Source organism: Acinetobacter sp. WA-87, assembly GCF_039938935.1.
GTDB classification, from domain to species: domain Bacteria; phylum Pseudomonadota; class Gammaproteobacteria; order Pseudomonadales; family Moraxellaceae; genus Acinetobacter; species Acinetobacter seifertii.
The window spans coordinates 136,882-158,093 of sequence record NZ_JBDUVF010000004.1 but is presented as its reverse complement, the minus strand read 5'-3'; the positions used below and the strand labels follow the sequence as shown (position 1 = coordinate 158,093).

General features: G+C 39.2%; 20 protein-coding genes. 8 read left to right on the top strand and 12 right to left on the bottom strand.

Going from position 1 to position 21,212, the window contains the following annotated elements; genetic code table 11:
- Window positions 1-34 precede the first annotated feature (34 nt).
- From leuB to leuC, 4 genes are all read right to left on the bottom strand, one after another.
- Window positions 35-1,114 (bottom strand): 3-isopropylmalate dehydrogenase, encoded by a 1,080-nt coding sequence (leuB, locus tag ABFY81_RS13210; RefSeq protein ID WP_347913941.1) that lies wholly within the window; start codon window positions 1,112-1,114, stop codon window positions 35-37.
- Window positions 1,115-1,145: 31 nt separating this feature from the next.
- Window positions 1,146-1,736, bottom strand: a complete 591-nt coding sequence (locus ABFY81_RS13205; protein ID WP_004698919.1) for a hypothetical protein — start codon at window positions 1,734-1,736, stop codon at window positions 1,146-1,148.
- A gap of 112 nt (window positions 1,737-1,848) precedes the next feature.
- Entirely contained in the window at window positions 1,849-2,496 is a 648-nt protein-coding gene (gene leuD / locus ABFY81_RS13200) for a 3-isopropylmalate dehydratase small subunit (RefSeq protein WP_004698920.1), read from the bottom strand.
- An 18-nt stretch (window positions 2,497-2,514) separates the two neighbouring features.
- Window positions 2,515-3,933 (bottom strand): 3-isopropylmalate dehydratase large subunit, encoded by a 1,419-nt coding sequence (gene leuC, locus ABFY81_RS13195; protein WP_215902239.1) that lies wholly within the window; start codon window positions 3,931-3,933, stop codon window positions 2,515-2,517.
- 238 nt (window positions 3,934-4,171) lie between these two features.
- Between leuC and ABFY81_RS13190 the strand changes: the two genes are divergently transcribed.
- Entirely contained in the window at window positions 4,172-4,426 is a 255-nt protein-coding gene (locus ABFY81_RS13190) for a DUF2061 domain-containing protein (protein ID WP_347913940.1), read from the top strand.
- A gap of 117 nt (window positions 4,427-4,543) precedes the next feature.
- Window positions 4,544-5,404 (top strand): LysR family transcriptional regulator, encoded by an 861-nt coding sequence (locus tag ABFY81_RS13185; RefSeq protein WP_068932853.1) that lies wholly within the window; start codon window positions 4,544-4,546, stop codon window positions 5,402-5,404.
- Between the two features lie 5 nt (window positions 5,405-5,409).
- On the opposite strand, the gene ABFY81_RS13180 is transcribed toward ABFY81_RS13185, so the two are convergent.
- A complete protein-coding gene (locus ABFY81_RS13180; protein WP_100290838.1) occupies window positions 5,410-5,646 on the bottom strand; it encodes a hypothetical protein in 237 nt (78 codons plus the stop codon).
- 95 nt (window positions 5,647-5,741) lie between these two features.
- Between ABFY81_RS13180 and ABFY81_RS13175 the strand changes: the two genes are divergently transcribed.
- On the top strand, window positions 5,742-6,338 hold the full coding sequence (locus tag ABFY81_RS13175; RefSeq protein WP_347913939.1) for a hypothetical protein: 597 nt from the start codon (window positions 5,742-5,744) through the stop codon (window positions 6,336-6,338).
- Between the two features lie 4 nt (window positions 6,339-6,342).
- Here the strand turns inward: ABFY81_RS13175 and ABFY81_RS13170 are convergent, their stop codons facing one another.
- Complete coding sequence (locus tag ABFY81_RS13170; RefSeq protein WP_347913938.1) at window positions 6,343-7,782, bottom strand: DUF2252 domain-containing protein; 1,440 nt, start codon at window positions 7,780-7,782, stop codon at window positions 6,343-6,345.
- A gap of 153 nt (window positions 7,783-7,935) precedes the next feature.
- Complete coding sequence (locus ABFY81_RS13165) at window positions 7,936-8,586, bottom strand: HAD family hydrolase (protein WP_019458020.1); 651 nt, start codon at window positions 8,584-8,586, stop codon at window positions 7,936-7,938.
- A gap of 183 nt (window positions 8,587-8,769) precedes the next feature.
- Between ABFY81_RS13165 and ABFY81_RS13160 the strand changes: the two genes are divergently transcribed.
- The 3 genes from ABFY81_RS13160 (at window position 8,770) to katG (ending at window position 14,307) form a co-directional block, all read left to right on the top strand.
- Window positions 8,770-9,255 carry an RNA pyrophosphohydrolase gene (locus tag ABFY81_RS13160; RefSeq protein WP_019458019.1) on the top strand — a complete coding sequence of 162 codons (486 nt, stop codon included), beginning with the start codon at window positions 8,770-8,772 and terminating at the stop codon, window positions 9,253-9,255.
- An 84-nt stretch (window positions 9,256-9,339) separates the two neighbouring features.
- Window positions 9,340-11,634, top strand: coding sequence for a phosphoenolpyruvate--protein phosphotransferase (ptsP, locus tag ABFY81_RS13155; protein WP_004698933.1), 2,295 nt, complete (start codon window positions 9,340-9,342; stop codon window positions 11,632-11,634).
- A 516-nt stretch (window positions 11,635-12,150) separates the two neighbouring features.
- On the top strand, window positions 12,151-14,307 hold the full coding sequence (gene katG, locus ABFY81_RS13150) for a catalase/peroxidase HPI (RefSeq protein ID WP_347913936.1): 2,157 nt from the start codon (window positions 12,151-12,153) through the stop codon (window positions 14,305-14,307).
- Between the two features lie 65 nt (window positions 14,308-14,372).
- Here katG and ABFY81_RS13145 read toward each other — a convergent pair whose 3' ends face one another.
- Window positions 14,373-15,425, bottom strand: coding sequence for an MBL fold metallo-hydrolase (locus ABFY81_RS13145; RefSeq protein ID WP_151749191.1), 1,053 nt, complete (start codon window positions 15,423-15,425; stop codon window positions 14,373-14,375).
- A 692-nt stretch (window positions 15,426-16,117) separates the two neighbouring features.
- Between ABFY81_RS13145 and hcaR the strand changes: the two genes are divergently transcribed.
- Window positions 16,118-17,017 (top strand): DNA-binding transcriptional regulator HcaR, encoded by a 900-nt coding sequence (gene hcaR / locus ABFY81_RS13140; RefSeq protein ID WP_019458017.1) that lies wholly within the window; start codon window positions 16,118-16,120, stop codon window positions 17,015-17,017.
- Between the two features lie 242 nt (window positions 17,018-17,259).
- On the top strand, window positions 17,260-17,937 hold the full coding sequence (locus ABFY81_RS13135; RefSeq protein WP_347913935.1) for a DUF1345 domain-containing protein: 678 nt from the start codon (window positions 17,260-17,262) through the stop codon (window positions 17,935-17,937).
- Window positions 17,938-17,995: 58 nt separating this feature from the next.
- On the opposite strand, the gene ABFY81_RS13130 is transcribed toward ABFY81_RS13135, so the two are convergent.
- The 4 genes from ABFY81_RS13130 to ABFY81_RS13115 all read right to left on the bottom strand — a co-directional run bounded on the left by ABFY81_RS13130 (window position 17,996) and on the right by ABFY81_RS13115 (window position 21,020).
- Complete coding sequence (locus ABFY81_RS13130) at window positions 17,996-18,601, bottom strand: glutathione S-transferase family protein (protein WP_347913934.1); 606 nt, start codon at window positions 18,599-18,601, stop codon at window positions 17,996-17,998.
- 49 nt (window positions 18,602-18,650) lie between these two features.
- On the bottom strand, window positions 18,651-19,346 hold the full coding sequence (locus tag ABFY81_RS13125; protein ID WP_151682953.1) for a YafY family protein: 696 nt from the start codon (window positions 19,344-19,346) through the stop codon (window positions 18,651-18,653).
- A 70-nt stretch (window positions 19,347-19,416) separates the two neighbouring features.
- The gene (locus ABFY81_RS13120) at window positions 19,417-20,091 is read right to left on the bottom strand and encodes an HAD-IA family hydrolase (protein ID WP_347913933.1); all 675 of its coding nucleotides are present in this window, start codon (window positions 20,089-20,091) and stop codon (window positions 19,417-19,419) included.
- The gene (locus ABFY81_RS13115) at window positions 20,088-21,020 is read right to left on the bottom strand and encodes an RluA family pseudouridine synthase (protein WP_004698941.1); all 933 of its coding nucleotides are present in this window, start codon (window positions 21,018-21,020) and stop codon (window positions 20,088-20,090) included. Before ABFY81_RS13115 ends, ABFY81_RS13120 begins: the two co-directional genes overlap by 4 nt.
- Between the last annotated feature and the right edge of the window lie 192 nt (window positions 21,021-21,212).

The following is a 21,212-nucleotide window of genomic DNA, read 5'->3' as shown; positions in this document are numbered from 1 at the left end:
GCTTAAAGCCGCGTTTTTTTTAGCAAAATAGCAATTAAGCAAGAGCAGTAACAACTGCTTCGCCCATCTCAGCTGTACCTACCTTAGTCATGCCTTCAGACATAATATCGGCTGTACGGAAACCTTGATCAAGTACTTGCCCTACCGCATCTTCAATTGCTTTAGCAGCAGCTTCTTCACGGAATGTATAACGAAGCATCATTGCAACAGAAAGAATCGTTGCTAATGGGTTTGCCACATTCTGACCTGCTATATCAGGTGCTGAACCATGACAAGGTTCGTACATGCCTTTGCCACTTTCATCTAAAGATGCTGATGGCAACATACCGATTGAACCTGTAAGCATTGCTGCTTCATCAGACAAGATATCGCCAAACAAGTTGCCTGTAACGATGACGTCAAACTGTTTAGGTGCACGTACAAGTTGCATTGCAGCATTGTCCACATACATATGTGAAAGCTGAATATTTGGATAGTTAGCTTGCTGTAAGTCAGTAACCGTTTGCTTCCAAAGCTCCGTCACTTCTAAAACGTTTGCTTTATCTACAGAACAAACTTTACCACCACGTAATCCTGCAAGTTCAAAAGCCACTTTGGCAATGCGTTTAATTTCACTTTCAGAATAAACGTCAGTGTTATAGCCTTGTTTTTCACCATTTTCTAGTTCACGAATACCACGTGGCTGACCAAAGTAGATACCACCAGTAAGTTCACGAACAATTAAAATATCTAAACCAGCAACAATCTCAGGCTTTAAGCTAGAAGCATCGGCTAATTGTGGGTATAAAATCGCTGGGCGCAAGTTAGCAAACAAGTTAAGTTCACTACGAATTTTTAAAAGACCACGTTCAGGGCGAATAGAGCGTTCAATGGTGTCCCATTTTGGTCCGCCAACGGCACCTAATAAAATGGCATCAGCTTTCTTTGCTTGCTCGCTTGTTACAGCTGGGTAAGGTTCACCATGAGCATCAATCGCTGCACCACCCAATAGGCCATGTTCCCAAGTCAACGACAAATTAAATTTTTCATTTACTTTATTTAATACTTTTTCTGCTGCCCCAACAATTTCAGGACCAATACCATCGCCAGCCAAAATTAAAATCTGTTTAGACATGAAGTTTTCCATTTTCAAAGACAAGACAGCGTTATGACTGTCGTGGTGTTAGTTTTTTCTGTTCGAGAAATTCACCGAGTCCTGTGGTTACATCAAATGGTCGACAAAAACGGCGAATGACACGCCCATCCTGCTCTAAGTCAACACATAATGGATCTGGTACAGAAACATTGAGCAAACTGCCCGAACGGTTAGATTTGTCTCGGTACATTTTAAACATATAGCGATGATTAGCTTTAAATTGGTGAATAACATGGATCGTTTCTGCCCGATCTGGAGAAATCGGATAAAAACGAATGACCACTTCATATTGCTTAGCAGGCACAGACAGATACAAACTATTGCTTTGACTCAACAGCGAACCATTTAATCTCACAATTCCTTGATGAATTGCCTGATTACTAATTCTGCGTGTCTGTGCATCAACGACAGTAATATCATTTAGTCGTTCGAATTCGCAACTTTTTGCACCCGAACAATATATTGCTGCATTCTGCCCCAAATTTTCATGTTTGGCCTGCTTAATACGAACAGTATCGACCACATTGTAAGTGCTTTGACAAGCACTAAGTGTTATTGCGCACAGGCCCAACAAAAAGCTATGAGTAACGTTCCTCTTCATTGTTCAAGCCCAATCCTCATCTAGTGCATAATTTTAAGGTGTTTTTATGCTTTAGCATGTTAGCAAGAGTTTGAACACGACGCCATGACTATGTTTAAAATGTACCAAAAGGTTAATTTATCTCTTGGAATACCCAAGGACGAACCTGTTTAGTTTTTTCTTCATAAGCGCGAATTGCATCTGCATTTTGAAGAGTTAAACCAATATCATCCAAGCCATTTAACAAGCAATGCTTACGAAATGGATCTACCTCGAATTTAAATGCTTCGCCATTTGGTGTACGAACTTCTTGCGCAGCTAAATCAATAGTTAATTGATAACCTTCATTCGCAGCACATTCTTTAAATAACTGATCAACAATGTTCTCAGGCAAAATGACTGGCAACATGCCGTTTTTAAAACAGTTATTAAAGAAAATATCCGCAAAACTTGGTGCAATAACAGTACGGAAACCATATTCGTTTAGTGCCCAAGGTGCATGTTCACGACTTGAACCACAACCAAAGTTAGTACGAGCAATTAAAACTGTTGCACCTTGATAACGCGGTTGATTCAAAACGAAATCCGGATTTTTTGGACGTACCGAGTTATCTTGACCTGGGTAGCCTTCATCTAAATAGCGAAGTTCATCAAATAAATTGTCGCCAAAACCAGTACGTTTAATCGATTTTAAAAACTGTTTTGGAATAATCAAATCTGTATCGACATTGGCACGATCTAATGGTGCAACGATACCTTGTTCAACTGTATAAGCTTTCATGGTTTGCTCCAGACCGAATTAAAATGAACGAACGTCAACAAAATGACCCGCGATTGCAGCAGCAGCTGCCATTGCCGGACTCACCAAGTGAGTACGACCACCATTACCCTGACGACCTTCAAAGTTACGATTTGATGTCGATGCACAGTGTTCACCCGGTTGTAACTTGTCTGCATTCATTGCTAAACACATTGAACAACCCGGTTCACGCCATTCAAAGCCAGCTTCCAAGAAAATTTTATCCAAACCTTCTTTTTCTGCCTGTTGTTTAACTAAACCAGAACCCGGAACAATCATGGCTTGCTTAATGCTAGAAGCCACTTTACGGCCTTTAACCACTTCAGCAGCAGCACGAATATCTTCAATACGTGAGTTAGTGCAAGAACCAATAAACACACGGTCAAGTTGAATATCAGCCAATGCCTGACCTGCATTTAAACCCATATATTGATACGCACGCGTCCAGTCACTACGTTGTACGTCATCTTTGGCTTGTTCTAAAGTTGGTACAGCTTTCGACACTGGAATCACCATCTCAGGTGAAGTACCCCAAGACACTTGTGGCTCAATCTCTGCGCCATTTAATTCAACAACTGCATCAAAAACAGCATCATCGTCTGAATGTAAAGTGTTCCAGTAAGCAACCGCTTGTTCCCACTGCTCACCTTTTGGTGCGTAGCTACGGTCTTTTACGTATTCAATAGTCTTATCATCAACTGCGACCATACCCACACGAGCACCCGCTTCAATTGCCATGTTGCATACCGTCATACGTCCTTCAATCGACATATCACGGAAAACTTGACCACCGAACTCAATTGCGTAACCCGTACCGCCTGCAGTACCGATTTTACCGATAATGGCCAACACCACATCTTTTGGTGTTACACCCTTACCTAAAACGCCATCAACACGAACTAACATATTTTTTGATTTTTTCTGAATCAAACATTGTGTCGCTAAAACGTGTTCAACTTCAGATGTCCCAATACCATGTGCCAAACAACCAAAGGCACCGTGAGTCGCTGTATGTGAGTCACCGCACACCACCGTCATACCCGGCAAAGTTAAGCCCTGTTCAGGTCCAACAACATGCACAATACCTTGGCGAATGTCATTAATACCAAATTCAACGATATTAAAAGCCTTACAGTTATCATCTAAGGTTTGAACCTGAATACGAGATGTATCATCTTCAATACCTGCAATGCCCTGATCACGTTCTTTTTTAGATGTTGGAACGTTGTGGTCTGGTGTAGCCACGTTTGCGCTTAAACGCCACGGTTGACGACCAGCAAGTTGCAAACCTTCAAATGCTTGTGGACTTGTTACTTCATGCAATAAATGACGGTCGATATAAAGTAAGCACGAACCATCATCACGCTCTGTAACTACGTGGTCATCCCACAATTTGTCATATAAAGTTTTGCCTGCCATGTCGTCTTGCTCCATTGGACTGGGTAATTCTGATCTTTCTTCGATTATAGCCAGAGTTTCACATAAATCTAATTTATCATTTTTATAAATTAGAAAACTTTTAGGAATCATTCCCGTGTTTATTAATATTGCTCAAAAATATTTAAATCGGTTTTGCTAATGATTATCATTTGCATAATCCATTTTTAATCTTATACTCTCATCTCTATACTAAAAATATCAAATATAGGTAGAGAGAATGATGATGGCTAATATTCAAAAATTCGTTTTAAAAAACCAACGTACATTAAAGAAAACCTTAAGTTACTACATTATGCATATTACGGTAGCAATGCTAGTCGCGTACTTTGTAACAGGTAACATTTGGATGGCTTTAACCTTAAGTATGTTAGAACCAACCGTACAAGCATTTGCATTTTTCTTTCATGAAAAAGTATGGGCAGCAAAAGACCGCCGTATATCAGCTTTAGACGAAAAAGAGACAACTGCTTAGGTTAAGATTAATACGCGAAATCACAAGTTTATAGAACGTTTAGCTGCAAGCATGATACGATTTTGGCTTGGCGACTTTAGCCTCTCTCGATTTTTCTATTCCAAGTAGAGTTGTATTATGAATCTTGCAGCCTTTGAAGCTTTTGTAAAAGTTATGGAAACAGGGTCTATCTCTGTTGCTGCAGATCAACTCTTTATTACCCAGCCTGCTGTAACCAAACGTATTCATAGCCTCGAAGAATACTTCGGCGTAAAGCTATTTGAGTCGGCAGGACGTGGGGTCCAAGCCACTCATGCTGCACATTCGTTATTACCAAAAGTCAAAAACTGGTTAAATGAACTTAAAGATATTCACCACACACTGAGTCATGAACAAACGCAAATACAAGGCCGTTTAAAAATCGGGACGAGTCATCACATCGGTTTGCACCACTTACCTTCCCCACTTAAACACTTTGTTCAACAGTTTCCTCAAGTCACGCTTGACGTACATTTTGTTGACTCAGAACAAGCACATGAACAAGTCCTTGCTGGTGATTTAGAGCTTGCATTTTTAACACTTCCACCTTCAGGCGATGAGCGTCTTAACTACATTACCATCTGGAATGATCCTTTAGTCTTCGTTGCTGCCCCATTTCATCCATTGGCACAGCAAAAGAATTTGACCTTACAAGACTTAATCGAATACCCAAGCTTATTACCAGCTGCACAGACTTATACGGCTCAAATCACTTTGGCTGAGTTCGAAAAACAAGGGCTTAAACCCAAAATCACCATGAGTAATAATCCACTAGAGTCTATTCGTATGTTGGTGTCGATTGGTTTAGGTTGGTCAGTTTTACCAAAAACTCTACTGAATCAGGATATGCAGCAGCTTGATTTAGATGTCGAGATGAATCGCCAATTAGGTATGGTATGGCACCCTGCACGTACTCAATCTAGAGCTATGCAAGAGTTGATTAAAATGATGCAGGAATAACTGTATTAATGACTATATTTTTTAAAAAGGATGTAAATTAAAACTGCGAAAGGCAGTAGTAAAAACAGAACTCCCCAACTGAAAAATATAGCAGCAAAAATAATTCCACCAATTGCACTCATAAACAATAAGGCAATGATATAAATAAATAATTCACCAAAAATAGTGGCAATCAGCTGGGCGATAAACTCTTCAAAGAAATTATTGCTGCTTTCATTTTTAGTACGTTTGTTTTTAGCCATGCTATTTTAATTAATAAAGTCATATATTGATCGGAAATGATACTGTAAATATACATCTTTTACTCTACTATCATTCTACTTTTCACTTATGATTCATGATCGTGAAGAATCAATATTCAAAGATAATTAAAATTGGTTTATACGGATTCGTAACTTTAGCGGTCTTAATGCTTGCAACATTGATCTGGTTTAAACCGATACGTGTTGTTTTCGCACATCATCTTTCATTATTACATTGTGAAGATCATATATGTGTAGATGATCCAAAGACTGAGCCTCTTGCAAAGACACTTTATAATCGTGCATTACAAGAAACCCAAGATAAAGTAGGTGCTTTTCATCAACAGCCCACTATGGTTTTTTGCTCAACTCCAAAATGTGCAAATACCTTTGGTATGGAAAAAGCAGCCGCAAAAGCAGTTGGCAATTTAGGGTTATTGGTTGCACCGCGAGGCTGGAAAGATTTCTACATCACCCATGAACTTATTCATCACCGACAAGCCGAAGAATGGGGAAATATTGCAATGCTGACTAAACCTAAATGGCTGGTAGAAGGCATGGCTTATAGTTTAAGTGATGATCCACGCCCTACGTTATCGGAGCCCTTTCAGCAATGGCGGGCTCAATTCAAGCTTTGGCATCAACAAAACCCTAATCCAAATATTTGGTATACCACTGGCAAAGTTAAGTAATTTATTAAAGTACATTATCTCCAGCGAGCTGAATCCGACTATCAGCAATTTCATTCATAAATTGCTGATAGTCGTTTAAATTACGCTCTGCATATTCCTCTGCATAGGTTTGCAATACGTCTATAATCGTATCGCCCTCTCCAAGATATCCCATAAGTACATCTGCATTTCCAGATTTTGCATGGGCATGAGCTAAAGCCAAGCCACAATCTTCAGCATACTTATAGAAATACTCCTCATCCATGTCATTAAGATTAAAAGAGATTTTCATATCACGTAACTGACGTACATGAAAATGTTGAGTTGATATTGAGGAAAATCCAAGAAATATATCACTTGCGGCCTGCATCAGTTGCTGTCCATGTATTACACGTTCACCTTCGTGATTTACTTTTTCTACAAATAACGGACTAAGAATTGATGGATTCGCTTCTTTCATTTGTAAAATCAACGGCTCCCGATCTGCATCTTGAAATAATGCAATCGCAGATCTGGTACCAACACTTCCAATACCAACCACTTTAAAAGCCACATCTGTACATTGATAACGATCAAAAAGGACTTGGCGATCATATTTCAAAGAATCACGGTATTGTTGAAAGAATACATCAACATCTTTACTAAATGGTTCATCTGCACTTGGGTGCCATAATAACGGTGCATCATCTACAAAATGACGTAAACCTGTCTCTTGGTCTTGCTGTGTAAGCTTTGGCAAAACAGAATACACCGTTTTTTTCTGCGCTGAATTAATATCCTTTTCGCTTTTCTTTCTGAGTTTTCGACATTCAGTATTTTCTAATAAGGTAATTGCATCAATTTTTTCATACCAAATTTGTAGTGGTGAAAGTTTCGCACTTTCTAATAAGTGCTGACGGTAACTATTCAGCATTATTTTAATTGCCCTTAAACCCACCTTATCTGCAAGATTAATATCACGAGCTGCAATCACAAAACTGGTTGCTAAACGCTTTACATCCCATTCAAACGGGGCAACTAAAGTTTCGTCAAAATCATTAATTCCAAATAACAGGTTACGTTCTGGACTCGCAAAACCACCAAAATTACTTAAATGACAATCACCACAAATTTGCTGAAATAAACCTGTATTTATTTGCTCCCATGCTTGGTCAAATAACATCAAAGAAGGCATGCCACGATAAAATGTAAACGGTGAAATACTCATCCTTTTTGCACGAATCGGTTTAAGTTTTTCTAACCGTCCTTGATTACTCCAATCATAGATCGTTAAGGCAGTTGTACCTTGTGGTCGTTCAGAAAGCTTTGACAACTGTTCACGCGGTACTTTTTTACGTTGAGCCTTACCTAATTTAAAGCCTTCACTTTTACTCAGTAATTTTCCCTGATAGCGATGGCGTGTTAAATCAACACTTTGATCATTCCAAAGTTGGCCTGGTAATTTAATCTGTGGTGTTTTTGACATTAATTACCTCATTTTTAAAATTTATTTTTATTGAACTTATCAATATTTATTTTTGGATTAAGATTTTCAAGAAATATAAAAAAATGATTTAAACCTAATGAATTAAAAGTTGGAAGAGCTTATCTAACCCATAGCTCTTCCGACTCGATCATCTTAAATCGACCAGTCCTGAATTTCCCAGTTATGCTCTTGAGCTAACTTTTCAAGGCGATCATCAGGATTTACCGCAATCGCATGTGTTGCATATTCAAGTAAAAAACGGTCATTGATTGAATCTGAATAAGCCCAAGACTCAGACACACTGCGTCCAGCCAACCAATCGTCAAGACGTGCTAGTTTACCTTTTTGATAACATGCCAAGCCCGCAACTTTACCAGTATATTTACCGTCAACAACTTCAGCATTGGTCGCTAAAATTTCAGTAATACCAAATTCACGAAAAATTGGCGCGGTAATAAAATCACTTGTTGCCGTAATACCCACAATGGTATGACCTAAGTCTTGGTGTTTCTTAATCGCATCGAAGCCTTTAGGGCGCATTTGTGGACGAATCACTTTTTGCATGAACAATTGGTGAAGCTCTGTTAAGTAGCTATTGTCATGTTTTGTTAAGAAACCAAAAACGAATTCATTATAAGCATATGGGTCAAGTTGCCCTGCTTTGTAATCTTCATAAAATTTATCATTCATCTGACGATGATGAACCGGATCAACCAAACCTTCATTGACTAAAAATTCACCCCACGAGTGGTCTGAATCGGTATTTAACAAGGTATGGTCTAAATCAAACAACGCCAGTTTCATGAAAATTCTCGTTTAAACTGAAATTTAAGAAAAAAAATGTAAATCTATCTCCGCTAGTCGATAGAAATTCGTTAAGATCGTAGCAATTTAAACATTTTACTTTGATCTTTTCGAGCTGGACATAAAAAAGTGTTTGTCCCCGCGATTAAAGTCAACGATATAGATAAATATTTAGGTAGCCAAATGATCGACTCAGAAGGTTTCCGACCCAATGTCGGGATCATTTTGGCAAACGATGATGGACAGGTTTTATGGGCAAAGCGCATTGGTCACAATGCTTGGCAATTTCCACAAGGAGGCATCCAGTTTGGAGAAACCCCTGAACAGGCACTTTTTCGAGAACTGAGAGAAGAAATCGGCTTATTGCCCGAACATGTCCAGATTATTGCGCAAACCAAAGGATGGCTGCGTTATCGTTTGCCACATCGGTACATTCGGTCAGACTCTGACCCTGTATGTATCGGACAGAAACAAAAATGGTTTTTACTGAAGTTAACTGCACCTGCAAAAAACATTCAGTTAAACCTCTCTGACCCGCCCGAATTTGACGAATGGCAGTGGGTTAGCTATTGGTATCCTCTTGGTCAAGTGGTCAACTTCAAGCGTGATGTTTACCGCAAAGCCATGGTGGAGTTGTGTACACAGTTGCCGTTGCAACAATTACCCTAAAAATCATTTATCTAGCAAATGATTTTTATTAAAAGTGCTGTTATAAATACATTCATAGTCTAAAAAATACTGGAGTATACATCCATGTCAAACATGCAACTCGACACTCTAAGACGCATTGTCCAAGAGATTAATGCGTCCGTGAGTTTGCATGAATCGTTAGACATTATGGTCAATCAGGTTGCTGAGGCCATGAAAGTGGATGTTTGCTCTATTTATTTACTCGATGAACGCAACCAGCGTTACGTCTTGATGGCCTCAAAAGGCTTAAATCCAGAATCTGTTGGTCATGTCTCATTGCAGATAGGTGAAGGCTTGGTCGGTTTGGTTGGGCAACGTGAAGAAATTGTTAACCTTGACAATGCCCCAAAACATGAGCGCTTCTTGTATTTACCTGAAACGGGCGAAGAAATTTATAACTCATTCCTCGGCGTACCTGTCATGTACCGTCGTAAGGTTATGGGCGTTTTAGTTGTCCAAAATAGACTTCCTCAAGACTTTAGCGAAGCAGCCGAATCCTTTTTAGTTACGCTCTGTGCTCAGCTTTCTGGGGTGATTGCGCATGCTCACGCGGTTGGCAACATCGATGTATTTCGTAAGCCAAGTAATGGGCCTGCCTATAAAACCTTCCAAGGTGCGTCAGGTGCAGGTGGTGTTGCTTTAGGTCGCGCTATTATTTTGTATCCACCTGCCGACTTGGGCGCTGTCCCTGACCGTGAAGCAGAAGATATTAGCCATGAACTTCGTCTTCTAGATCAAGCGATTTCATCAGTTCGTTCAGAGATTCGTTCTTTAGACGAAAAAATGCATGATTCACTCATGGCAGAAGAACGCGCTTTATTTAGCGTTTTCTTAAGAATGCTAGATGAAAATGCATTACCCGCAGAAATTAAAGATCTGATTCGTGATGGTCATTGGGCGCAAGGTGCTGTACGTCGTGTCATTGAAAAACACACCGCCCTATTTGCACAAATGGAAGATGACTATCTTCGCGAACGCGTTTCCGACCTTAAAGATTTAGGCCGACGTATTTTAGCGTGTTTACAAGAGGAAGATTCTAGCCACCGTGAACTCAGTCCAGACAGTATTTTAATTGGTGAAGAAATTAGTACTGCTGCACTCGTCGAGTTACCGGTCGATAATATCGCTGCTATTGTAACCTCAGAAGGTGCTGCTAACTCGCATATGGTAATTGTGGCACGCGCATTGGGTATTCCAACAGTGGTTGGTGTCACTGAACTACCTGTTAACACGCTTGATGATGCAGAAATGATTGTGGATGCTTATCAGGGCCGAGTTTTTGTAAACCCGCCACGTCGTTTACGTCAACGTTATAAAGAAATTCAAAAAGAAGATGAGCAAATCGCAAAAGATCTCAAGCAATACGAGACCAAAGAAGCGATTACTCCAGATGGTGTATCTGTTCAACTTTATGTAAATACAGGTCTCATGATTGATGTCGTTCGCGGCGTACAACGTGGCGCGCAAGGTGTAGGTCTATACCGAAGTGAAATTCCATTTATGTTGCGAGAACGCTTCCCAGGTGAAGAAGAACAACGTGCTATCTATCGTCAACAGTTGAGCCACTTTGCCAATAAGCCTGTGGTGATGCGAACCCTCGATATTGGTGCCGATAAAGACTTACCATACTTCAGTATCGAAGAAGAAAACTCGGCATTAGGATGGCGTGGTATTCGTTTTACACTCGATCATCCAGAGATTTTCTCGGCGCAAATTCGTGCAATGCTTAAAGCAAGTATTGGCTTAAATAATTTGCATATTCTCTTGCCAATGGTGACAACAGTAAGTGAAGTCGAAGAAGTGCTTTATTTACTTGAGCGTGATTGGATCGCTGTACAAGAAGAAGAACAGGTTAAGATTACCAAACCAAAAATCGGGATTATGGTAGAGGTGCCAAGCGTACTGCTACAAATTGATGAGTTTGCTGAACTTGTCGATTTCTTCTCGGTTGGTTCAAATGACTTAACTCAATACTTACTTGCGGTAGACCGTAATAATCCGCATGTGGCTAGCGTATATTCACACTTCCATCCATCTATTTTGCGTGCGTTGACTCGACTGGTGAAGGAATGTCACAAATACCAAAAACCAGTAAGTATTTGCGGTGAGATGGCGGGTGATCCGTTATCAGCAATCTTACTGATGGCAATGGGCTTTAATACCCTTTCTATGAGTTCAAGTAACATCTTGCGTGTCCGTAAAGCAATTTGTCATGTACCCATGACAGATGCCCAAAAGTTACTTGATGATGTGATGAAAATGAATAACCCACTTATTGTAAAAAGCTGGCTTGAGTACTACTTTAAAACACATGGTTTAGCCGATATGGTTAAATCTAACCGTCTTGTCACCGTGTAAATACTGAAAAAAAGGAGAGTTTTAACTCTCCTTTTTTATTGAACTATTTTTTAGGTTTTCTCTTTTATTTTCAGATTCACATTTACAGTACTCAACAATTTTACTTCACTGTTAAAATCGGTTTTACCTATTAATATAGACAATTTAATCCATTTGAAAAATAAATATTCAGATTTTAGTATATTTAAAGAACGAAGTTTAAAGATATTGCGATGTTTCAATGATTAAGGAGCTCATGCTATGCATCATTATTTGCAAAAGTCGAACCATTTTCCCTCTTGTTTTTTAGTCTTCATGCAGTAAATTGAAGGAATAATAAACAAAGGAAACTTATGTAGTATTGAATAAAAATGATGAGCTAACATAACAGTGAAAAAAATTTAAACGGTTTACTTCACCACTTGTTCTCTCATTTCTTTATTTGATACACATCGTTTTTTAACCCAGAAGTCCAGGAAAATGAGCATTCGGTTCCATTTAAAGCTCAAATAAATATTACCCAGAGAGAATATAATCATGTCAAACGAATCAAAATGTCCCTTTTCAGGTCATAACTCAAAACCACAAGTAGCCCTCGGTGGTGGCACGACTAATTTACACTGGTGGCCAAATCAATTACGTGTTGACTTGCTTAACCAACATTCAGAACGCTCTAATCCACTTGGTAAAGATTTTAATTACCGCGAAGAATTTAAAAAAATTGACTACTACGCCCTTAAAGCTGATATCAAAAATGTATTAACCGACTCCCAAGACTGGTGGCCAGCCGATTGGGGAAATTACACAGGCTTATTTATTCGTTTAGCATGGCATGCTGCGGGTACCTATCGCATGGGTGATGGCCGTGGTGGTGCAGGTCGTGGTCAACAACGTTTTGCGCCATTAAATAGTTGGCCTGACAATGCGAGCTTAGATAAAGCACGTCGTTTATTATGGCCAGTTAAGCAGAAATATGGTCAAAAAATATCTTGGGCAGATTTATTTATTCTTGCTGGGAACATTGCACTTGAATCTTCTGGCTTCCGTACCTTTGGTTTTGGTGCAGGTCGTGAAGATGTTTGGGAACCAGATAACGATGTAAACTGGGGCGATGAAAAAGAATGGTTAGCTCACCGTAACTCTGAAGCTTTGGCAGGTAGTAATCTTGCTGCAACCGAAATGGGTCTAATTTATGTGAACCCTGAAGGTCCAGAAGCTAGTGGTGACCCAAGGTCGGCTGCTCCATTTATTCGTGCGACTTTCGGCAACATGGCAATGGATGATGAAGAAATTGTTGCTTTGATTGCAGGCGGGCACACCTTAGGTAAAACGCATGGTGCAGCCCCTGCTGACCATGTTCAGGCTGATCCTGAAGGTGCTCCAATTGAACAAATGGGCTTTGGCTGGTCAAATAGCTTTGGTACAGGTGTTGGTAAAGATGCGATAACTTCAGGTTTAGAAGTGATTTGGTCACAGACTCCAACACAATGGAGCAATTACTTCTTTGAAAACCTATTCAAATATGAATGGGTACAAGAACGCTCACCTGCTGGCGCAATTCAATGGGTAGCAGCAGATGCTGAAGCGATTATTCCTGATCCATTCGATCCGTCAGTTAAACGTAAGCCAACTATGCTGACTACAGATTTGACTTTACGTTTTGACCCTGAGTTTGAAAAGATCTCTCGTCGCTTCCATGACGACCCTCAAGCATTCGCAAATGCATTTGCTCGTGCATGGTTCAAGTTAACTCACCGTGATATGGGGCCAAAAGCACGTTATTTAGGCCCTGAAGTACCTGCTGAAGATTTAATTTGGCAAGACCCATTACCTGCTGCTAACGCTATACCATCTGCTGCAAGCATTGCTGATGCAAAAGCAAAAATTGCTGCGTTAGGATTATCTGCTGGTGAGTTAGTTTCTCTTGGTTGGGCATCAGCATCAACATTCCGTGGTGGAGACAAACGCGGTGGTGCAAACGGTGCACGCATTGCTTTAGCGCCTCAACGTGGTTGGGAAGTCAATAAAAAAGCTGTTGAGACTTTAACTAAAATTGAAGAGCTCAAAGCATCGACCCAATTGTCATTGGCTGACTTAATTGTGCTTGCAGGTAACGTGGGTGTAGAGCAAGCTGCTCAAGCGGCAGGCTTTAACATTAGCGTTCCATTTGCTCCTGGTCGTGTTGATGCATTACAAAGTCAAACTGATATCGAAACTTTCCAATTGCTGCTCGGCGCTGCTGATGGCTTTAGAAACTGGAAGAAAGAAGGTATCAACACACCAGCTGAAATCTTATTGATTGATAAAGCTCAGCAACTGACTTTGACTGCACCAGAGTTAACTGCATTAATTGGTGGTTTACGTGTACTGGGCACCAATTGGGATGGTTCACAACATGGTGTATTCACTCAGCAAGTGGGTGTACTCAGCACAGATTTCTTTACAAACTTACTCGACATGTCGAATGTATGGGCACCTGTTGATTCAACAAGTGAAGTATTTGAAGGCAAAGACCGTAAGACAGGTACAGTCAAATTTACTGCGACACGTAATGACTTAGTTTTTGGTTCAAACTCAATTTTACGTGCCTTGTCAGAAGTTTATGCTCAAGCCGATGGTAAAGAAAAATTTGTTCAAGACTTTGTTGCAGCATGGACAAAAGTCATGAATCTTGACCGTTTTGACTTAGCTTAATTTAAGTCAAAATCAAAAAAGCCAGTTCACATTGAACTGGCTTTTTTATATACAACATTGAGGTTTTAGACAGTCAATTTATGCCCTTCTCGAATACAATAAAAAGGATTGGCAAGTTTTGAGGAAGCTTTAATAGCGTGAGCTAAAGCATGCTCTGGATCTTCACGATTTTCATCTGTTAACTGAAAGGTTCGATAGTGAATCGCAACGGAACGATGGGCTTGTAAATCTAAATGTGCATGGACTGCGTCTTGAGGATTCATATGAACATAGCTCATTAGTTTACGAGGTTCATAAGCTCCAATTGGAAGTAAAGCAACACGCGGTGCCCCATAACGTGCATGAATTTGTTTGAAATGTCCTGCATAACCAGTGTCACCAGCAAAAAAACAATGTCCTGTTTTTGCTAAAACCGAAAACCCGCCCCAAAGTGCTTTATTTTGGTCACGTAAACCACGCCCCGAACCATGCTGAGCAGGTGTATAAACAATTCTTAACTCGTGATAAGGAATTTCCTGCCACCAGTCCATTTCAATGACATGGAACTCTTTAGACAAGTAAAACCCGTTACCTAGCCCTGTATAAATCGGCATTGCGAATTTTTTATGTAGCCATTCAAGCGTTGCCAAGTCCATATGATCATAATGATTATGGCTCAGTAAAACTCCATGAATAGTTGGCAACTGTTCCAAGGCAAAACCTGCTGGACATACACGACGTGGACCGCGACCATGCAGTGGACTCGCATAATCACACCATACTGGGTCAGTAATAAAGTTATATGGTCCAATTTGAATAAGTACAGTCGCGTGACCGACAAACCAAACTTGCCAATCATCTAAGTCCGCATGAGGGCGATTTTGTGGCAACGCAATTGGTGTATTAATACGCGCTTCGTATTCGTGTTGAATATCTACATTCCATGTATAAGATTCACGGGTAACTAACCAGCGTAATAGCTCTTTCGATCCCCGTGCTGGTGACCTAGGCTGCTGATTATAAAAACGAGTATCTTTTTCGTGGCCCAATTCAGGATGGCAAAAAGGCGGCTTTATCCAAGTATGCGTCCAACAGGACTGAGTCGGCAATTGATACGTTAATGTCGGCTTGTCTTTCATGGGCTTATTCTATGGTTGTAGCATCGAGAGGATGGATCATACTGTCTTCTATCTTAGCGATTTAAATAAATTAAGCTATGAAACTTACATTTATTTATCATATAAATATCCCTTTTATTTTCATCGCCACCCACACACATCAATCTAAACTGCCACAAAAGAATGTCTAGATATGTTGATTTTGTGATTCATTAATTATAGTGCTTATTAAAAGCTACTGTATAACATAACAATCCCATATAATAAGCCGCCTATAACGAAAGGAGGAATTGTTTTTATCTCAGTTAATCAATTTTTATAAAATTGCTGACTTTTTTGATATGCATAAAATCGGAAAATACAGCAACATACAAGCGATACATTTATTAACAAAATACTATTGATACACAACTATACAAAGATTTCCTTCTATCAAAGCTTCTACAAATAATAGTCTTTTTCATAATATGAGAAAATTACATATTATTTTTCAAGAGTAATTAAAATTTATGACTAGAATTTAAAATAAATTTGATTGTGAAGCTGGATTAATATATTTTATAAATTAATAATTAAAAAATTTTTCATATTAAATTAATAATGATTTATAAATTTTCATTTATTTTATAAATATCTAAAGCATCTTCACGCTATATACTTTTATGCTTTATACTTTACTTAAATCATAGTAAGACATTTTTTGGATTAGTCTTATGGAATTACGCCATCTTCGATATTTCATCACTGTTGCTGAAGAATTAAATTTTAGTAAGGCCGCTCTCAAACTCTACACCGCACAACCCTCCCTTAGCCAACAAATTAAAGATTTAGAAGAAGATGTCGGAGTACGACTTTTAAATCGCACAAAACGTAAAGTCGAATTAACAGAAGAAGGTGAAGTATTTTTAGAACATGCTCGTTTAACACTGGCCCAAGCTGATAAGGCAGTCGCTTTGGCACGCCAAGTCTCGAAGGCTAAACAACAGCTATTACGCATTGGTTTCGTCCCCATTGCAGAAATGAAAATTTTCCCCTATGTACTGCCAAATCTACGCTTACAACACCCAGACCTTACGATTGAACTATCAAGCTTAAACAATACGGAGCAACTCAAAGCCTTAAAAAGAGGTGAACTCGATATCACCTTTACTCGTGACAATACTGAAACTGATGAAATTCAAAGCCAATTTGTTTTAACAGAACCTCTAATTTTTCTATTACCAAGAAATCATCCCCTCGCCAAATACGAACGTATCCCCGTAAAAGCTTTAAATGGTATTGATTTCATTATTCCTGCTGCTGAACAATCTAGCACCCTGCACAATACTATTTTAGAGTTTACTAAAACTTATAATATTGACCTCAATATTGTACAAAAGGCAGATAGTATTTTACTTAACATTAATTCTGCTGGCTCAGGACTAGGATGCACGATTTTACCAGCCTATATTGCTCCGCTAGGCGTTGCTAACACGGTGGTTCGTCCTCTCGATGTTGAATTACCTTCTTTAGATTTATTTGTGAGTTATCGTAAAAATACACAATCTGTTGGTGTTAAAAGATTTATTGATCAGCTCAATAAAGTATTTCATCTTGATAAGAATCAAGATTAAACACCAAAGTTAAATCTACTTTTACTCTTAAATAATAAATTAGTTAGAAAATCTAAATTAAAGTATAAAATAAATGCATTTAATATTTATTTTATACTTTAATGAAGTAATTTAATTTTCGATAAATATATTATCTTTAATTTATAAAATATTATTAATAAGCATAAAGCATATATAAAACTTAATGTTAAATTAACCAAACAGTAAAAAATATTTACTAAAGCATATGGAGTGTCGAGTAAATGGTAGCACTATTAAAGCATTTGGGTCGTAGCGTGCGAAATCGACCTCACTTCTTTATTGCTTTATTTGTGGGAGTTATTGCCGGAACTCTATTGACTTTGTTCACCTCATGGAAATGGTCTACTATTTTATTAGTCAGCTGGAATGGTTCGATTGGCTTATATTTATTGCATGTTTTCAAACTAATGAAAAATGCAGATCACTCTCAAATGCAGCAACAAGCTAAAAAACAAGATGAAAGCAAATGGGTGATTATGCTGATTGTTTTACTGGCAATTTCTATGTGTTTAGTTGCTATTTTAGTACAGTTGTCCCAGCTTCCTTCTGACCATTATGCAAAATTAGGACATGTTGCTTTAGCTTTACTTACGATTGTTTCAGCATGGCTTTTTATGCACACAGTTTTCGCCTTGCATTATGCACATGACTTTTATATGGCTTTATCGAGAAATGAAGAAAGTGGCGGATTAGAGTTCCCAGGCACCAAAAATCCAACTTATCCCGACTTCTTATATTTTAGTTATATTATTGGTACTTCAGCACAAACAGCAGATGTATCGGTCACGACCAGGCATATGCGTTTGCTCAACTTATTTCATTTCGTGCTGGCATTTGGCTTTAACACAACAATTTTAGCAATTTGTATTAACGTGGCTGCTGGTTTTATCAGTAACTAAAACGCTTGGTTTAAAAAACAGAAAGCCACCCTAAAGGGTGGCTCGAAGTAGTATAAATTTACAGTAACTCGCCCATGCTGCTTTGTTTTAAGCCTTCACGTTGCTTAATCGTTTCAACATAACGTGTAATGGTAGGGTGTGATTCAATTGCATTCATTTTTAATTGCCATAACAGCATCGCGCCCACACTTACATCTGCTGCGGTAAATTGTTCACCACATAAATAAGGCTTCGCTTCACTTAACCCTTCAACCAAAGCTTGGTAGGCATCGTTGTAATCACCATAACCAACAAACATTTTTTGCTCAGGTGCTACTTCTATTCCTAGAGCTTTATCAACGCCAGCAGCTTCCCAAGGACCTGCCATCATAAACAACCAACGGTAGTACAAACCACGCTTTGGATCATTCAAGGCTGGTGCTAAACCTTTGTCACTAAACTTGTCGGCTAGATATGCACAAATTGCCCCTAACTCATAAATAACCACATCGCCATCTACCAATACAGGTACTTTTCCAAAAGGATTAAGTTTTAAATATTCTGGTGATTTCATCTCTGTCTTGTATTCGACTTCAATACGCTCACATTCAACACCAAGCTCGACTAAAAGCCAGTCGACAACCACACCACGCGATTCTTTGTTAGTATAAAGTTTAAGGCTCATTTTTTATGGCTCCTTGTTTATCGTGATGCTAGTCTACAAGTGTCTTTTGTCAGTTTTTGTCAGTAGTCTTTTGCGATTCTTGCGCCCACCATTGCTGGAACAGTTGTTGTTTAAATGATGGATATAACTCTTGGGTTAAACTTAAGTGTTGAATACGATCCATTCTAAAATGTCGAAAGTCCTGTCGTAGTTCACACCATGCGGCCAATACAATTTTGTCATTAAAATATCCCAAAGCAAAAGGCCACAAGGTTCGAACACTACTTCGCTGTTGTTCATCATGATAATGCATCGAAATTTTGACTTGCTGCCGAATAGCTAAGCGCACTTGTTCGACTCGATTTTCATCTACAGGCAGCCATGTGTTAAACGCTCTTAGGGTCGTTTGCTGTAATAAATATTGGCGATGCTCAGGCAAAACAGAATTTAATTTAGCTAAGATGGATGTAGATGATGATTGTAAAGACTGGTCAGGCACACTCTTTAACCAATACAGTGCCAAAAAAATAGCTTCAACTTCATTTTCATTGAGTGTCATTGGTGGTAATACAATGTCTTCTTTAAGCTGAAACCCCAAACCTGCCGATGCATCGATTCTCACGCCTTGGGCACGTAGACTATCAATATCACGGTAAATACTACGAACACTAATTCCCATACGTTCAGCCAAGACTTGGGCAGTAACTGGATAACGGAATTCACGGAGTTGTTGTAAAAGATTTAATAAACGAATAGAACGGCTCATTTTTCTCGTCTTATTGTTATTGGACATACAATAAGAGGGAATAAATTCCCCCTTCTTATATCATTCTAAATTACGCTACATCTGCATTAGATAACTTTGCGTACTCTCTTAAAAAGTTATGTAGCTCAGGTACATCTTTAGCAATCGTTAAAGGCTGGAACTGTTGTAGAACTTCGATTGAATGCACACCATAGCCTACACCAATACGTGGCATCCCTAAACGCTGTGCCATCTCAAGATCATAGCTACTATCGCCAATCATAACTGCACGCTCAACACTCACCCCAGTGACTGTTAATATTTCTTGCAACATGAGTGGATCTGGTTTTGATCGAGTTTCATTGGCTGCGCGAGTAACATCAAACAAATGAGTACTTTCTGTTTTTGCAATCACACGGTCTAATCCACGACGGTTTTTACCTGTCGCTACGGCAAGCTTTAAACCTTGGGCTTTTAAGTCATGAAGTAGTTCAGAAACACCCTCAAACCATGCATCACTAGTCGAGTTCGCAATATAGTGATCGCCATATGCTTTTAAAATCGATTCATGTAGCTCGGGCGCTTCCGGAAACAAAGTTTGCATCACTTCCGGTAAACCTAAACCGATAATACTTTTTGCAGCTTCATCAGTCAGAGTTAACTCATGCTGCTCTGCCGCATGCTGTAAACTTGCAACAATCTGACCAACAGAATTATATAAAGTACCATCCCAGTCAAAAATCACTAATTCTGTTTTCAGACTCATTTTGCTACTCTCAAAGCATCTAATAACTGGGTCATGTCTTCTGGTAAAGGCGCTTCGATAGTCGGATAACCCGGAATATCTAAACGCATCGCATGTAAACACAAACGGCGTGCTTCAGGGCCTGCATAAGCTGTGTTGTGCCCGTATTTATCATCACCAATCAAAGGGTGTCCAATGCTTAAACCATGTACACGAATTTGATGTGTGCGACCTGATAAAGGTGAAGCATGAACCAACGTGGCATTTTTAAAGCGCTCTGCAACCACCCATTCAGTTTTACTTGGCTTACCTTCTTTAGATACACGTACACGACGCTCGCCATTGGCTAACTCATAGCGGAATAAAGGAGCATCAATGAGTTGCTTATCAAGACTTACCTGACCTTTTACAATAGCTGCATAGGTCTTACGAATTTTGTGTTCACGCAACATATCTTGTAGCAACTTTAAAGTACTACGTTTTTTACTGATCATGACTAGACCAGAAGTATCACGGTCAATACGGTGAATGAGTTCTAAATATTTTTTGCCTGTCGCCGCACGTAGTGCCTCAATCAAACCATAAGCCACACCACTGCCGCCATGTACAGCAATACCAGATGGTTTATTTACAACTAATAGACCTTCATCTTCGTAAACCACACGGCTTAACAAACTTTGTGCCACACCATCACTTACAGGAACAGCTGTTTCATCTTTTTGTTCATAGCGAATAGGCGCAACACGAATCTGGTCTCCAATTGCGAGTTTGGTCTCGGCTTTAATACGTTTTTTATTCACGCGAACCTGACCTTCACGAATCAAACGATAAATTCGACTCTTTGGCACACCCTTTAAACGTGAAAACAGGAAATTATCGATTCGTTGTCCTGCTTGATGCTCATCCACCTCAAACCAAGTGACACTTTGCCATTGCTGTGTAGAATTCATACTAATATTTAAACCTGAAATTTTACGAAATTTGATTAATAAATGACCGATTAGCTTAGTTTTTTCACAAGAAATCTAAGCTTAGCCCATAGGCAGATGCTGCAAGGTTTGATATAGTCAGCGCACGGATACCGCCGTAAGTGAACATCTAATGGGAATTTTCCCTGATTGAAACCTCAATCAAAATGATGC

What these genes read in the sequence shown, in the direction of transcription:
- leuB (WP_347913941.1), bottom strand. Translation starts at nt 1,114, where the DNA reads ATGTCTAAACAGATTTTAATTTTGGCTGGCGATGGTATTGGTCCTGAA.
- ABFY81_RS13205 (WP_004698919.1), bottom strand. Translation starts at nt 1,736, where the DNA reads ATGAAGAGGAACGTTACTCATAGCTTTTTGTTGGGCCTGTGCGCAATA.
- leuD (WP_004698920.1), bottom strand. Translation starts at nt 2,496, where the DNA reads ATGAAAGCTTATACAGTTGAACAAGGTATCGTTGCACCATTAGATCGT.
- leuC (WP_215902239.1), bottom strand. Translation starts at nt 3,933, where the DNA reads ATGGCAGGCAAAACTTTATATGACAAATTGTGGGATGACCACGTAGTT.
- ABFY81_RS13190 (WP_347913940.1), top strand. Translation starts at nt 4,172, where the DNA reads ATGATGATGGCTAATATTCAAAAATTCGTTTTAAAAAACCAACGTACA.
- ABFY81_RS13185 (WP_068932853.1), top strand. Translation starts at nt 4,544, where the DNA reads ATGAATCTTGCAGCCTTTGAAGCTTTTGTAAAAGTTATGGAAACAGGG.
- ABFY81_RS13180 (WP_100290838.1), bottom strand. Translation starts at nt 5,646, where the DNA reads ATGGCTAAAAACAAACGTACTAAAAATGAAAGCAGCAATAATTTCTTT.
- ABFY81_RS13175 (WP_347913939.1), top strand. Translation starts at nt 5,742, where the DNA reads ATGATCGTGAAGAATCAATATTCAAAGATAATTAAAATTGGTTTATAC.
- ABFY81_RS13170 (WP_347913938.1), bottom strand. Translation starts at nt 7,782, where the DNA reads ATGTCAAAAACACCACAGATTAAATTACCAGGCCAACTTTGGAATGAT.
- ABFY81_RS13165 (WP_019458020.1), bottom strand. Translation starts at nt 8,586, where the DNA reads ATGAAACTGGCGTTGTTTGATTTAGACCATACCTTGTTAAATACCGAT.
- ABFY81_RS13160 (WP_019458019.1), top strand. Translation starts at nt 8,770, where the DNA reads ATGATCGACTCAGAAGGTTTCCGACCCAATGTCGGGATCATTTTGGCA.
- ptsP (WP_004698933.1), top strand. Translation starts at nt 9,340, where the DNA reads ATGTCAAACATGCAACTCGACACTCTAAGACGCATTGTCCAAGAGATT.
- katG (WP_347913936.1), top strand. Translation starts at nt 12,151, where the DNA reads ATGTCAAACGAATCAAAATGTCCCTTTTCAGGTCATAACTCAAAACCA.
- ABFY81_RS13145 (WP_151749191.1), bottom strand. Translation starts at nt 15,425, where the DNA reads ATGAAAGACAAGCCGACATTAACGTATCAATTGCCGACTCAGTCCTGT.
- hcaR (WP_019458017.1), top strand. Translation starts at nt 16,118, where the DNA reads ATGGAATTACGCCATCTTCGATATTTCATCACTGTTGCTGAAGAATTA.
- ABFY81_RS13135 (WP_347913935.1), top strand. Translation starts at nt 17,260, where the DNA reads ATGGTAGCACTATTAAAGCATTTGGGTCGTAGCGTGCGAAATCGACCT.
- ABFY81_RS13130 (WP_347913934.1), bottom strand. Translation starts at nt 18,601, where the DNA reads ATGAGCCTTAAACTTTATACTAACAAAGAATCGCGTGGTGTGGTTGTC.
- ABFY81_RS13125 (WP_151682953.1), bottom strand. Translation starts at nt 19,346, where the DNA reads ATGAGCCGTTCTATTCGTTTATTAAATCTTTTACAACAACTCCGTGAA.
- ABFY81_RS13120 (WP_347913933.1), bottom strand. Translation starts at nt 20,091, where the DNA reads ATGAGTCTGAAAACAGAATTAGTGATTTTTGACTGGGATGGTACTTTA.
- ABFY81_RS13115 (WP_004698941.1), bottom strand. Translation starts at nt 21,020, where the DNA reads ATGAATTCTACACAGCAATGGCAAAGTGTCACTTGGTTTGAGGTGGAT.